Below are 13,617 nucleotides of genomic sequence, written 5' to 3' on the forward strand. Positions count from 1 at the left end.
TAGAGGAGTTTCGACATGCAATCACCACTCGCCATTTCCATCGCCTTGTCTTTGATGCTCGCGGCCACGCCGGCCCGCGCCGATACGGCACTGGACAAGATCAAGGACCGGGGACAATTGTCGGTCTGCTACGGCGGCTTCGAGTCGCCCGGCTTCGCCTACCTGGACCAGGCGGGCAAGCCGGCCGGCCTGACCTGGGACCTGATCGTCGACCTGCACCAGCGCGTGGGCGCGGCCGTGGGCAAGCCCTTGAAACTGAACCTGGTGCGCATCACGCCGGTCAACCGCATCATCTTCGTCAAGCAGGGCCGCTGCGATTTCATGGTGACGTCTTTGCTCGATACGCCCGAGCGGCGCCGCGAGATCGATTTCGCCTCGCCCGGCTTCTACAGCGCGGCGGCGGCCGTGTTCGCGCTGAAAAGCACGCGCATCGAAAGCTGGGCCGACCTGCAGGGCAAGACCGTCTGCGCGCCGGCCGCGTCGGTGTGGGTGCGCCCCTACGAAGCCAAGGGCCTGAAGATCGCCGCCTTCCCCGGCTTTGCGGAAGTGCACAAGGCGGTGGCCGACGGGCGCTGCGTGGCCTCGATCGGCGACGATACGGGGTATGCCAGGATCAAGGAAGACAACCATAGCTGGAGCGGCTTCGAACTCAAGCTGATCGGCGACGAGCGCCTGCCCTGGGGCGTGGCGCTGAAAAAGAACGAACCCGAACTCAAGCAACTGCTGGGCAGCATCGTCGAACGCTGGCACCGCGAGCGCTTTATCATCGGCCTGGAACACAAGTACCAGCTGCCGCCGAATGTGTGGGCGCAGCAGATGGCCGAGCGCTACGCGGTGAAGGTCAGCGCACGATGAGCGCAGGGTTTTTTCCGGAAGGCGGCGCGGCCAGGGAATGGCTGATCGAACACGGCCTGAACCTGACCATACTATGGGACCCGGCCGACGGCCGGCGCTTCCTGCTCGGTCTTGGATTGACGCTGGCGCTGGCCGTGCTGGCCGTGGCGCTGTCGCTGGCCATCGGCGTGGCCGGTGCGGCCGTAAAAGGCTCCCGCTTTGCCGCCGGCCAGAAAGCGATCAATGCCTATGTCGAGGTGTTCCGCAACACGCCGCTGCTGGCGCAAATGTATTTCTTCTTTTTCGGCGTCGGCTCGCTGCTGCCGATGGTGGTCAACGAGCACGGCGAACAGGTGCGCCTGCTGGGCAGCTTCGGCTGGGCCGTGATCGTGCTGGGCCTGCATTCGGGCGCCTTCCAGATCGAGGCGCTGCGCGGCAGCATCGACGCCGTGCCGCGCGCCACGGTCGAAGCGGCCGAAGCGCTGGGCCTGAGCCGGCTGCAGATCTTCCGCCAGGTGATCGCGCCGCTGGCCCTGCGCCACAGCTTGCCGGCCCTGTCGAACAGCATCGCCCAGACCATCAAGGCGACCTCGGTGGCGTTCGCCATCGCCGTGCCCGAACTGACCTATGCCTGCAACCGCATCTGGTCCGACAGCTTCAATGTGCCGGTGATGATACAGATCCTGCTGGTCACCTATCTGCTGCTGATCGGCGGCGTATCGGCCGGCATGCGCGCCATCGAACGCCGGCTGCAGCTGCCGGGAAGCGTGGCCGCATGAGCGCCCGCCTGACCGCCACCAATGGCAACGGCGCCTCCCGGCTGTGGCGCTGGGCGCGCTGGGCGGCGCTGCTGGCACTGGCCGCCTGGACGCATGACCGCTACCGCGAACCGATAAGCTACCTGGTGGCCTGGACGCCGGGCCTGCTGTCCAGCTTCGTCCTGAATATCGTCATGGGCCTGGTGGCGATTGCCTTTGCCACCGCGGGCGGCACCGTGCTGGGCATCGTGCAGTGCTCGCCGCACCGCCGCCGCGCGGCCGTGGCGCGCCAGCTCACCCTGGTGCTGCGCAATGCGCCGTGGCTGGTGGCGGTGTTTTACCTGATGTACCTGGTGCCGTATGAAATCAAGGTGTTCGGCGAATACCTCTTCCTGCCCGACTGGCTGAAGGCGGCCATCGGCATCGGCGTGCCCGCCTCGGGCTATATGTCCGAGATCGTGCGCGGCGGCATCCGTTCTATCCCGCTGCAGCAATGGGAAGCGGCCACCGCCCTGGGCCTGGACCGCCGGCAGATATTGCGCAAGGTGGTGTTGCCGCAGGCGCTGCGCAGCATGACGCCACCGTGGATGAGCTTGTACTGCATCGTCACCTTGTCCACCTCGCTGGCCAATATCCTCGGCGTGGAAGAGCTGATGACCTCGGTCGGCCTGCGCCTGGCCGGCGAAACCCGGCCCGACCTGCTGCTGCCGGCCCACGCCTATACCTTCATCGTGTTCTTTGTCTATATCTATCCGATTTCGCGCCTGTCGCGCCGTCTTGAAAAAAAATGGAGCGTGAAAGAATGAGCCAGTCATCCACCGGCGAACACCAGATCGTGATCCGCGACCTGGTCAAGTCCTACGGCAGCCACACCGTGCTCAATGGCGTGTCGCTCGACGTGCGCCAGTCCGAGATCGCCTGCCTGATCGGCCCTTCCGGTTCCGGCAAGTCCACCCTGCTGCGCACCATCAATGCGCTGGCCGGCGTCGACAGCGGCACCATCGACGTGTGCGGCATCCGCGTGACGGACGCCGCGCCGGACCTGCTGAAACTGCGCCGCCAGGTCGGCATGATCTTCCAGAGCTACAACCTGTTCCCGCATTTGTCCGTGCTGGACAACATCACCCTGGCGCCGCTGACGGTGCTCAAGGAAGAACGGGGACCGGCCGAAGAGCGCGCCCGCGCCCTGCTGGCCAAGGTCAAGCTGACCGGCAAGGAGCACGCCTACCCGGGCCAGCTGTCCGGCGGCCAGCAGCAGCGCGTGGCGATTGCCCGCAGCCTGGCCATGCAGCCGCGCGTGATGATGTTCGACGAGGTGACGGCCGCGCTGGACCCGGAAACCGTCAAGGAGGTGCTGACCACCATCCGCGACGTGGCCGCCAGCGGCGTCACCTGTTTGATCGTCACGCACGAAATGCGCTTTGCGCGCGAAATCGCCGACGTCGTCCACTTCACGGACGGCGGACGCATCGTCGAATCGGGCACGCCCGAGCATATTTTTACCGCGCCGCGCGACAGCCGCACGCGCGCATTTCTGGAGAGGGTTTTGTAATGAGCATTGACAAGCACGCAGGCGGCGCCAGCCGCGATCACAGTTTCGCCACCCGCCTGGGCCATGTGGGGCGCGACCCGGCCGCGCATGGCGGCACGGTCAACACGCCGATTTATCGCGCCTCGACCTTTATCTGGCCCGACACGGCCAGCCTGGAGGCGCAACGCCAGCTGGCGCAAGATCCGGCGTATCGCGGCACCATGTACGGCCGCCTGGGCAACCCCACCACGGTGGCCTTCGAAGACGCGGTGGCGGAACTGGAAGGCGGCTATCGCGGCCTGATCATGCCCTCGGGCCTGGCCGCCATCGTCGGCGCCGTGCTGGCCGTGGCAAAGTCGGGCGACCATATCCTGGTGACCGACAACGTCTACCCCAGCGCACGCAATGTGTTCCTCAACGTGCTGACGCGCTACGGCATCGACACCAGCTTCTTCGATCCCCTGGATGTGGACAACCTGGCGCTGCATATCCGCAAGAATACGCGCGTGGTCTACCTGGAAGCACCGGGCTCCGACACCTTCGAAGTGCAGGACGTGCCGCGTATCGCCGAAGTGGCCCATGCCCATGGCGCGCTGGTGCTGTTCGATAATACCTGGGCCACGCCCTATTTCTTCAAGCCGTTCGAGCACGGCGTCGATATCTCGCTGCACGCGGCCACCAAATACCTGGTCGGCCATTCGGACGCGATGCTGGGCCTGATCGTCACGCGCAAGGAGATTTACAGCGATGTACGCTCCACCGTGCGCGGCCTGGGCTATATCGCCGGCCCCGACGACGCCTACCTGGCGCTGCGCGGCCTGCGCACCCTGGGCGTGCGGCTGGACCGCCACGAGCGCTCGGCGATCGAGGTGGCCGAATGGCTGTCGCGCCACGAAGCGGTGCTCGGCGTGCGCCACCCGGCGTTCGAGCACCATCCGGGCCACGCCGTGTGGAAGCGCGACTTCACGGGATCGTCGGGCCTGTTTTCATTCGAATTGCCGGCGACGGCACCGCAGGTGCTCAATACCTTTCTCGACCACCTGCGGCTGTTCGCCATGGGCGCAAGCTGGGGCGGCTACGAGAGCCTGGTCAAGCTGCCGCATGCGACACGCACGTTCCAGCCGCTCGATCCGAAACGGCAGATCATCCGCCTGCACGTGGGGCTGGAATCGGTGGGGGACCTGATCGCCGATCTCGATCACGCACTAGGCGCGTTTACATATGCCCGAGCACGACAATAAGCAAGCCATGTGCTCAGGCGGTGCAGGCCTCGCCGGCTTCCTGCTCGCCACCGGAAAAATGGTGGCGCTTGAGCAGGGTGCGCAGCACGTTGCGCGAAATGCCCAGCAGGCGCGCCGTCTGCGTCTGGTTGTTGTGCGCGATCGCCAGCGCGGCGCCCGTCACGGCCGCCTCGATCTGGTCGAAGGCGGCATCCTCGCCGGCGTCGAGCAGCGCTTCGAGGATGGTGCGCAGTTGCTGCTGCAGGCCAGCTTCGACCGGTTCTACCACTTCCTGTACCGGCACAGGTATGTGAGTCTCCGGCTCGCGCAGCGGCAAGGGGTGGACCTGCGCCAGCGCGCGCGTGGCGGCCGGCTGGCGCCCCAGGCGCAAGTCTTCGGCGCGCAGCACGCCATCGCGGCAGACGATCATCGCGTAGTGAATCGTGTTTTCCAGTTCGCGGATATTGCCGGGCCAGCCATAGTCCAGCAGCACCTGGCGCGCCGCCTCGTCGATAACGATATCGGCGATCTTCAGGCGCTCGGCATAGTATTTCATGAAGTGCTGGGCCAGCGGCAGGATATCGCCCTGGCGCGCATACAGCGGCGGCAGGGCCAACGTGGCCACGCCGAGCCGGTAATACAGGTCGGCCCGGAAGCGCCCGGCCTGCACCGCGTCGTACAGGTCGATATTGGTGGCGGCCACCAGGCGCACGTCGAGCGGCGTGGTGCGGCGCGATCCCAGGCGCACGATCTGCCGCTCCTGTATCACGCGCAGCAGCTTGACCTGCATCGACAGCGGCAAGTCGCCGATTTCATCGAGGAACAGGGTGCCGCCATTGGCCGCCTCGAACCAGCCCTGGCGCGCCTGGGTGGCGCCCGTGAATGCCCCCGCTTCGTGGCCGAACAGCTCGGCGTCGATCAGGGTTTCGCTGAAGGCGCCGCAATTGACGGCGATAAACGGGCCGCTGCGCTTGCTGTGCGTGTGCAGATAGCGCGCCAGCAATTCCTTGCCGGTGCCGGTTTCGCCGATAATCAGGGCGGTAGCGTCGGTCGGTGCGATATGCGTGGCCAGCGCCAGCAGCGCTTCGGAACGGGGATCGTTGAACACCAGCGCCTTGGCTCGGATCGACAGCGCGGCGCCACTCGAGGTGGGCAGGGTCAGCAGGACACTCACGATAAGCGGCTTTCAATAAAAGTGGAAAGTAGCGGCAGCTTTGCGCTAAAGTGTGAAAAGCTTTACTAAAGCGCGATAAGCACCGTGTTACATTGTAACGATAGCATGATCAACCCCTGATACTTAACGAAGAATTTGGCATGACCTTATGCTAAAGCGAACTATGAACGAATCCACGGCAACACTGCAGCTCGATATCCTCGACGACTTCACCTTGCGCCTGAAAGCCCTCGTCGCCCGCGCCGGTTCGGTCAGCGCGCTGGCCAAAAAGGCCGGCATTTCGCATAGCGGGCTATTGCGCTACCTCGGTGGCGGCGACCCGTCGCGCAAGGTGCTGGTCGCGCTGGCGCAGGCGGCCAATGTCGACCTGGCGTGGCTGGCCACCGGCCACGGCGAAATGACGTCCGGCATGCCCAAGCAAAGCCTGACCCTGCTGCCGCTGTACGAGGGCCAGGCGGCCAACGACCACGCGCCACCACGGCTGGACCCGACCACCCTGACTGAACTGGCCTTCTGCCGCTTCTGGCTGCAGCGCAACGGCCTCGACGCTTCGCACCTGAAAGCCCTGATCATGCCCGGCGACTGCATGGCGCCCCACTTCCTGCCGGGCGACACCTTGCTGATCGATATCACCCGCAAGGAGCTGGCCGACGGCCAGGTGTTCCTGCTGGAAGACAGCGGCAACCTGCTGCTGCGCCGCATCCAGCTGGAAGTGGGCGGGCGTATCCGGCTGGTGCCGGACAATCCCGCCTATCGCGCCATCGACGTCGACCCGGCCAGCCTGGCCGTGGTGGGCGGCGTGGTATGGAGCGCGCGGCTGGCGTAATCGGGCCGCCACGGCGGTGATTTTTCACCGGCGGGCGTTGCGTTTGCAGCAGCGCTGCCCTTCACCATCCGGCGCAACGCCTCATAAATCCACGCTTTCCCTTCCTGTCGCCATCTGGCCCGGTCCTTGCTGTATCAGCAGCACGACCACCCACCACGACAGGAAAACCATGAACGCACCCGCTCAAGCTTCCACCACACTCCCGCTGCTGGCGCCGGCCGCCTGGCTGGCCGAACACCTGCACGACCCGTCCGTCAACGTGATCGCCATCCTCAGCAGGCGCCCCGAGGAAGGCGGCCCTGCGGTCGCCATCGAAGGCGCGCACGCTTTCCACTGGAAGGAACTGCTGTGGGATGAACGCCAGCGCCAGTTCGTTGGCGCCGACACCTTGCGCCGCCGCCTGCGCGCCGCCGGCGTGGACCCCGAACGGCAACTGGTGCTGTACGGCGACCATAGCCAGTTCGCCTTTTATGCGCGCTGGGTCCTGCTGCGCGCGGGGCTGTCCAATGTCAGCGTGCTCGACGGCGGCCTGCGCGCCTGGCTGGCCGGCGGCTTGCCCACCACGCCGCTGGCCACCGTGCACACGCCGCTGCCGCCGGCCGATGGCGACCTGCAGGCGCCGGCGCGCGAGACGAACGATATCCGCATCGGCCGCGACCAGCTGCAGCAAAGGCTCGGCGACGATCATTTGCAGATCCTCGATATCCGCACGCCGGAAGAATATGCCGGCCTGCGAGTGGGACCGGACGGCGGCAACCATGGCGCCGAACGCAGTGGCCATATCCCGGGCGCCGTGCTGCTGCCGTTTGCCGAGCTGCTCGACGAGCACAGCCGCCTGAGGCCTGTCGACGCGCTGCGCGCGCTGGTGGCCGGCAAGGGCATCGATGCCCGGCGCGAGACGGCCGTCTACTGCCGTCTGAGCCACCGCTCCACCCTGGCCTTTTTTGTGCTGACCGAGCTGCTGGGCTTTGACAAGGTGCGCGTCTATGACGGCTCGTGGACGGAATGGGGCAGCCTGGTCGGCGCGCCGATCGAAGCCTGACACCCTGATCCACACTAGGAAACCACCATGACGAAACTGAACGACAGCAGTACCTCCCCGCACGCTTATTACACCATCTGCCCGGTGCTGGTCGCCTCGAATATCGCCGTCGAATTCGGCTGGCTCGACGAGGAATTCAAGCGCGTGGGCGCAACGCCCACCTATCTGCGCTCGCTGGCCGGCAACGCGGGCTGGCTGCCGCATTACCGCCATTCATTGAACCCGCTGTTTCGCGACGGCGGCGCCATTCCCACCATCTGGGCGAAAGCCGATTTGACAGATACCACCCTGATCGCCAGCACGGCCACCCAGTCCGGCGGCCAGATCGTGGTGCGCGCCGACGCCGACCTGTACCGCATCGACGACCTGCGCGGCAAGCGCATCGGCCTGTCCCGCTCGTCGAATCCCGAGCGCATCGATTTTTCGCGCGCGGCCAGCCATTTCGGCCTGCACCAGGCATTGAAGCTGGGCGGCGTGGGTCTGGCCGACGTCGAAATCGTCGATATTGCGCAGGCGGCGGACGCGCCAGCGCTGGCACCGGCGGCACGGCCGGTGGAACTGTGGAGCCAGCTCAAGGCTGCCGCCCGCGAACATGGCGACCCGGAAGCGGACGCCCTGCGCGACGGCCGCGTCGACGCCATTCACAGCAGCCTGGCGCGTACGCGCAAGCTGGTCGACAGCGGCCAGTTCAAGGTCATCCTCGATCTGTCCACCCAGCCCGACTGGACCCTGCAGATCGCCAACGGCCCTTACACCAATGCCGTCAACACGGATTTCGCGCAAGCCCACCCGGAAGTCATCATCGCCTTTTTGCGCGCCTCGATACGGGCCGGGCGATGGATCAACACCCACCGCGCGGCGGCGGCCGAGATCTTCCCGAGGGTGACGTTTTTGCCCAATGCCCGGATCGCCGCCCTGGCCATCGGCGAGCGCGACTTCGTGCCGGCACTATCGGCGCAAAACCTGAAGGGGATAGCGATCAAGAAGAATTTCCTGCTGGCCCAGGGCTATATCGAGAACGATTTCGAGGTAAGCCAGTGGGCCGATGACAGCTATTTGAAGGAGGCATTGAAGTCGCTGGAAAAATAAGCGCATGTCGCGTAGGTCGGGTTAGCGCTGCGCGCGTAACCCTACACCACCAGCGCCGCCAGCAATATTGTCGGCTTACGCGCTGCGCGCCTCGGCGGCCCCGCTAACCCGACCTGCTCGTCAAATAACCGCAGGTCGGGCCAAACACCACTATTCAAGCCGCGTAAAACTTCTTTTTGCCCGCCTGCACCGCCTCGAACGCGCCTTCCGGCAAGGGCTTGGCGCCGCCCAGCTGTTCGGCCAGGAAAGTAAAATAGGCGGCTTCTTCCAGGAACACCAGCTGCTTGGCCACGCCCAGCACGCTGTCGGCCCAGGTAAATGGCCCGTGGTTGGCCAACAGGGTGGCGTAGGCGTTCGGATGGGCCCGCAGTGCGGCGACCACCGGTTCGGCCGCGTAGCGCGCGCCCCAGGCCGCCAGTGGCACGTCGTCGGTGCCATGGCCCAGCAAGGTGGCATAGCGCACGGGCAGCGGCCGCCCCGCGATCGACCAGGCCGTCAGGTAGGGCGAATGGGTGTGGATCACGGCATTGGTTTGCGGGCGCTCGCGCAAAATGGCGATATGCAGGGCCGCCACTTCGGCCAGGCTGGGTGACAGCGTGCCGATATGGCCGTTCAGGTCGAAATCGACCACGCCCGCCACGCCGTGGCCGGCGCCGTTGAAGCTGGCGATCACCAGCTTGTCCTGGCCCGGCACGCGCAGGCTGAGGTTGCCCGCTTCGGTAACGGACAGGGTTTTGCTTTTCAATAGCAGCTGATGCGCCTGCTCGAATTCCTGTTCGAACTGCTGGACGAATTTCACGATGTCGACTTGTACTTGTTCCGCGACGGCGATATGGCTCATGGTGGCTCCTGTAGGTGGAAGGACGCGCAGACGGCATCGCCTGCGCTTGAGCACCTATAGGCAGGATACGTGCCAGCAAAAACCGGGGGAAATCCCCTTATCGCCGCGCCAACTGGTGAATTTGCAGCATCGGTCACCGGCCGGCGACGCCAGGCTGCGCCGAATCCACCAGCCGCGCGCGGTCAGGCTGGACGGTCGAAGGCCAGCGCCGCATGCTCCACGCCCAGCAGCTGCGCCAGCGCCTCGACCACCAGCGCGTGGTCGTCGCGCTCGGGCGCGCCGGACACCGTGATGGCGCCAGCCACGCCGTAATGGGCCAGCAGCAGCGGAAAGCTGCCGCCATGGGTGGCATAGTCGCGCAGCGGCTGGCCCGATTCCTGTTCCAGGCTGACGCCCTTCAGGCGCGCGGCCAGGCCCACCGCATAGGAGCTGGTGTGCAGCATCTGCACGGTATTGCGCTTGCGGCGCGCCCAGTCGGCGTTGTTCGGGCTGGCGCCCGGCATGATGGACTGGAACACGGTGTCGGCGCCGACCCGGATTTCGATCGCCAGCGCCATGCCGCGTTCCCGGGCCATGGTGCGCAGCAGGCTGCCCAGCCGCCACAGCTGGTCCAGGTCCAGCGTGGGGAATTGCAGCCGGCGTTCCTGCTCGGCGATGCGCGCCAGGTCTGATTGCATCTGTTGTGTCATGGTGTACGCTCCCGTCATTGATCGATGCCCGCTTGCAGCTGGAGAAATTGCGCCATGCGCCGGCGCGCCAGTTCGGGGCGGATCAGCACCCCGGCCGCGTCAGCCAGCCGGAACAGCTGCGCGTAATGGACCACGCTGCGCATGGCGTGCATGCCGCCGGCCATGGTGAAATGCGGTTGATGGCCATTGAGCCAGGCCAGGAACACCACGCCGGCCTTGTAGTACTGGGTCGGCGCGGCGAACAAATGGCGCGACAAGGTGACGGTGGGCGCGATCAGCCGCTGGTAGCCGTCGCTATCGCCTGCCGCCAGCGCCGCCAGCGCGCGCGCGGCCACCGGCGCGATCGGATCGAAAATACCGAGCAGCGCATGCGAATGGCCGGTCTCGTCGCCGGCGATCAGTTCGCCGTAGTTGAAATCGTCGCCCGTGTACATGCGCACGCCGTCGGGAAGCTGGGCGCGCAGCAGGCGTTCATGGCCGGCGTTCAGCAGCGAAATCTTGATGCCGTCGATCTTGTCGCGGTGCTGGCGGATAATCTCCAGCACGGTGGCCATCGCGGTCGGCACGTCCTCGCTGCCCCAGTAGCCGCGTAGCGAAGCATCAAACGCATCGCCCAGCCAGTGCAGGATCACTTTTTCACGCGAGGCGCTCAGGACATCGCCATATACGCGCTGGTAGTCGGCCGCACCGCGCGCGCTGGCGCACAGGGCGCGGCTGGCCATCATCACGGGCCGCCCGCCGGCCTTTTCGACCGCCTCGAACTGCTCGCCATAGGCGCCGGTGATGGCATCCAGGCCATGCGCCACGCCGCCATCGAGGTGGTCGGTGCCGACGCCGCAGGCCAGGTCCGCGCCGGGAATGGTGCGCGCATGGGCGATGCTGCGCCGTATCAGCTCGGCCGCGACCGGCCAGCCTATGCCCATGCCGCGCTGCGCCGTATCCATCGCCTCGGCCACCTTGAAGCCCAGGCCATACAGATAGCCGCGGAAGGCCAGGGTCGCATCCCAGTCAATGGGCGGCGCCTGGCCGGAAGGATCGTAAGGGCGGCGCGGATCGATCACCACGTGCGCCGCCGCGTAGGCGATGCGGTTGAATGGGGGGAGCGCCGTGGGCGCCACGGTGTCGTCGACCTGCAGCATGGCATGGCTATGCAGCGTGGCCAGTTCAGTCGGTAAAATAATCTTCATGTTCTCTCCTGGCGCGATTGCATGATCATGTCGGCCGCCTTTTCGGCGACCATGATGGTGGGGGCGTTGGTATTGCACGAGGGGACAAACGGCATCACGGACGCATCGACCACGCGCAGGCCCTGCAGGCCGATCAGGCGCAGGTCCGGCGTGACCACGCTGTCCGGATCGTTTTCCTGCCCCATGCGGCAGGTGCCGACCGGGTGATGGTCGGTCTTGGCGTTGGCGCAGGCGTACTCGAACAGTTCCTGGTCGGTTTCAAGCCGGCTGCCGGGCAGCACTTCGCTTTGCACGTAGCGGCGCAGGGCCGGCGCGCGCAGGATCTCGCGCGCCAGGCGCAGGCCTTTCAGGGCCATCGCCTTGTCGTGCGGATCGGACCAGTAATTCGGATCGATCAGCGGCGCGCTGGCCGGGTCGGCATGCGCCAGGCGCACGGTGCCGCGCGAACGGGGCCGCAAATAAGCCGTGTTCAGGGTCACGCCCGCGTTGCGCAGTTTGGCCATGCCGGCCTCGATGCCGGAACCGAGGCCCAAGTGGAACTGGATGTCGGGCGAACGGGCAGGTTCGGCCGCATCGCGGTCGGCATACCAGAAGCCGCCCGTCTCGAACAGGCTGGACGCCACCGGGCCTTTTTTCAGCAGCAGGTACTGCAGGCCGGCCCACGCCGCATGGTGGGGCCGGTTGTATTTGTCATAGGTATGGTCGCCCGTGCACTCGGCGATCACGAACAGGTCCAGGTGGTCCTGCAGGTTGGCACCCACGCCGCGCAAGCCGTGGCGCACCGGCACACCGACCGACTCCAGGTGTTCGGCCGGACCGATGCCCGACTGCATCAGCAGCTTGGGCGTGCCGATCGCGCCCGACGAGACGATCACCTCGCGCGCGGCGCGCACGACCTGTACATCACGGCTGCCGCCCAGCACCACTTCCACGCCGGTGGCGCGCTTGGCGTCGACGAGCACGCGCAAGGTCCGCGCCTGCATCTGTACCGTCAGGTTGGGGCGGTCCAGCACGGGCTTGACAAAGCCGGTGGCCGCCGACGAGCGGCGCGCGTCGAGCTGGGTCAGCTGGTAGTAGCCGAGGCCACCCTGGCTGGCGCCGTTGAAATCGGGATTGAAGGGGATGCCCAGTTCCTGCCCGGCCTGGAAAAACGCTTCGCAGATCGGCATCGGGCTGATCGGGTTCGAGACGCCCAGCGGGCCGCCATAGCCGTGGAATTCATTCGCGTAGCGCTGGTTGTTCTCGGAGCGCTTGAAGTACGGCAGCACGTCGCGGTAGGACCAGCCGGTGGCGCCGGCGCGGCTTTCCCATTCGTCGTAGTCGGCCGGCACGCCGCGTGTATAGAGCTGGGCGTTGATCGACGAGCCGCCGCCGATCACCTTGGCCTGGGTATAGCGCAGCACGCGGTTGTTCAGATGCTGTTGCGGCACCGTGTGCCAGCCCCAGGAGCCTATGCCCTTGGTCATCTTGGCAAAACCGGCCGGCATGGCGAAAAACGGGTGGCGGTCGGAGCCGCCCGCTTCGAGCAGCAGCACCGTCACCGACGGGTCGGCGCTGAGGCGGTTGGCCAGCACGCAGCCGGCTGAACCGCCGCCGACGATCACATAGTCGTAGTGTGGTTTCATCTGGTTTGTTTTCAAAGAACGGGAATCGAAAGGCCGCCGTCGACGTGCAGCACGCTGCCGGTGGAGAAAGGCAGCGAGCCGTCGGCCAGGGTGGCGACCACGCGGGCCACCTCATCGCTTTCGCCCCAGCGCGCGGCCGGCACCAGGCCGTCGCGAAAGCGCGCCTCGTAACGTTCGGCCACGCCCTCGGTCATCGGCGTGCGGATGATGCCGGGCCGCACCTCGAACACGGCGACCTGCGCGCTGGCCAGGCGCAAGGCGAACAGGCGCGACAGCATCGGCAGCGCCGCTTTCGACAGACAGTACTCGGCCCGCTCGACCGAGGCCATCTCGGCCGACACCGACGACACGGTGATGATGGCGCGCGGGTGCGGCGAAGGCACCGACACCATATGGCGCGCCACCGCCTGCGTCATGAAAAAAGTGCCGCGCAGGTTGACGTCCAGTACCGCATCGAAGGCGCAAGGCGAGACATCGAGCAGGTCGCCGCGGCTGGGCGAGCCGATGCCGGCATTGTTGACCAGGCAGTCGATGCCGCCCTTGAACGCCAGCGCCGCGTCCAGCACCGCCTGGTGCGAGTCCAGCTGGCTCAGGTTCGAGACGACAAAACAGGCCTGCGCGCCGGCCGCGCGTACCAGTGCGCAGGTAGCGTCGGCCTCGGCGTCTTGCACCACGTCGGTCAGCACGATGTCGTAGCCGCGTTCGGCCAGGGCCACGCAGATCGCCCGGCCGATGCCGCGCCGCCCGCCCGTGACCAGCGCCGTCGGGCGGCTGGCAGGAATATGGTTCATGAATGATCTC

Annotated in this window: 14 protein-coding genes; 8 read left to right on the forward strand and 6 right to left on the reverse strand. The window is 66.3% G+C overall.

Going from position 1 to position 13,617, the window contains the following annotated elements:
- Window positions 1-15 precede the first annotated feature (15 nt).
- Genes ACP7B7_RS08115 through metC form a run of 5 tightly spaced genes read left to right on the forward strand, consistent with a single transcriptional unit; the run spans window position 16 to window position 4,364 of the window.
- The gene (locus tag ACP7B7_RS08115) at window positions 16-855 is read left to right on the forward strand and encodes a transporter substrate-binding domain-containing protein (protein WP_426076310.1); all 840 of its coding nucleotides are present in this window, start codon (window positions 16-18) and stop codon (window positions 853-855) included.
- A complete protein-coding gene (locus tag ACP7B7_RS08120) occupies window positions 852-1,613 on the forward strand; it encodes an amino acid ABC transporter permease (protein ID WP_426076311.1) in 762 nt (253 codons plus the stop codon). Before ACP7B7_RS08115 ends, ACP7B7_RS08120 begins: the two co-directional genes overlap by 4 nt.
- Complete coding sequence (locus ACP7B7_RS08125; protein WP_426076312.1) at window positions 1,610-2,398, forward strand: amino acid ABC transporter permease; 789 nt, start codon at window positions 1,610-1,612, stop codon at window positions 2,396-2,398. Before ACP7B7_RS08120 ends, ACP7B7_RS08125 begins: the two co-directional genes overlap by 4 nt.
- Window positions 2,395-3,144, forward strand: a complete 750-nt coding sequence (locus ACP7B7_RS08130) for an amino acid ABC transporter ATP-binding protein (protein ID WP_308920759.1) — start codon at window positions 2,395-2,397, stop codon at window positions 3,142-3,144. The genes ACP7B7_RS08125 and ACP7B7_RS08130 overlap by 4 nt, the downstream gene beginning before the upstream one ends.
- A complete protein-coding gene (gene metC / locus ACP7B7_RS08135) occupies window positions 3,144-4,364 on the forward strand; it encodes a cystathionine beta-lyase (RefSeq protein ID WP_426076313.1) in 1,221 nt (406 codons plus the stop codon). Before ACP7B7_RS08130 ends, metC begins: the two co-directional genes overlap by 1 nt.
- A 13-nt stretch (window positions 4,365-4,377) precedes the next feature.
- On the opposite strand, the gene ACP7B7_RS08140 is transcribed toward metC, so the two are convergent.
- Window positions 4,378-5,517, reverse strand: a complete 1,140-nt coding sequence (locus ACP7B7_RS08140; protein ID WP_308920757.1) for a sigma-54 interaction domain-containing protein — start codon at window positions 5,515-5,517, stop codon at window positions 4,378-4,380.
- A 163-nt stretch (window positions 5,518-5,680) separates the two neighbouring features.
- Here ACP7B7_RS08140 and ACP7B7_RS08145 point away from each other — a divergent pair, with 163 nt between their 5' ends.
- From ACP7B7_RS08145 to ACP7B7_RS08155, 3 genes are all read left to right on the forward strand, one after another.
- A complete protein-coding gene (locus ACP7B7_RS08145) occupies window positions 5,681-6,343 on the forward strand; it encodes a LexA family transcriptional regulator (RefSeq protein WP_426076314.1) in 663 nt (220 codons plus the stop codon).
- A 169-nt stretch (window positions 6,344-6,512) separates the two neighbouring features.
- Entirely contained in the window at window positions 6,513-7,385 is an 873-nt protein-coding gene (locus ACP7B7_RS08150; RefSeq protein WP_426076315.1) for a sulfurtransferase, read from the forward strand.
- Window positions 7,386-7,412: 27 nt separating this feature from the next.
- Window positions 7,413-8,474, forward strand: coding sequence for an ABC transporter substrate-binding protein (locus ACP7B7_RS08155; RefSeq protein ID WP_426076316.1), 1,062 nt, complete (start codon window positions 7,413-7,415; stop codon window positions 8,472-8,474).
- Window positions 8,475-8,628: 154 nt separating this feature from the next.
- Here the strand turns inward: ACP7B7_RS08155 and ACP7B7_RS08160 are convergent, their stop codons facing one another.
- The 5 genes from ACP7B7_RS08160 to ACP7B7_RS08180 all read right to left on the reverse strand — a co-directional run bounded on the left by ACP7B7_RS08160 (window position 8,629) and on the right by ACP7B7_RS08180 (window position 13,607).
- Window positions 8,629-9,315: a class II aldolase/adducin family protein gene (locus ACP7B7_RS08160; RefSeq protein ID WP_308920753.1), complete on the reverse strand. Its 687-nt coding sequence runs from the start codon at window positions 9,313-9,315 to the stop codon at window positions 8,629-8,631.
- A 182-nt stretch (window positions 9,316-9,497) separates the two neighbouring features.
- Entirely contained in the window at window positions 9,498-10,004 is a 507-nt protein-coding gene (locus ACP7B7_RS08165) for a heme-degrading domain-containing protein (protein WP_426076317.1), read from the reverse strand.
- A gap of 14 nt (window positions 10,005-10,018) precedes the next feature.
- Window positions 10,019-11,191, reverse strand: coding sequence for a dihydrodipicolinate synthase family protein (locus tag ACP7B7_RS08170; protein ID WP_426076318.1), 1,173 nt, complete (start codon window positions 11,189-11,191; stop codon window positions 10,019-10,021).
- Window positions 11,188-12,816, reverse strand: a complete 1,629-nt coding sequence (locus ACP7B7_RS08175; protein WP_426076319.1) for a GMC family oxidoreductase — start codon at window positions 12,814-12,816, stop codon at window positions 11,188-11,190. The genes ACP7B7_RS08170 and ACP7B7_RS08175 overlap by 4 nt, the downstream gene beginning before the upstream one ends.
- Window positions 12,817-12,827: 11 nt before the next feature.
- The gene (locus ACP7B7_RS08180; protein WP_426076320.1) at window positions 12,828-13,607 is read right to left on the reverse strand and encodes a 3-ketoacyl-ACP reductase; all 780 of its coding nucleotides are present in this window, start codon (window positions 13,605-13,607) and stop codon (window positions 12,828-12,830) included.
- Between the last annotated feature and the right edge of the window lie 10 nt (window positions 13,608-13,617).

The organism is Janthinobacterium sp. PSPC3-1 (assembly GCF_049896105.1).
Lineage (GTDB): Bacteria > Pseudomonadota > Gammaproteobacteria > Burkholderiales > Burkholderiaceae_D > Janthinobacterium.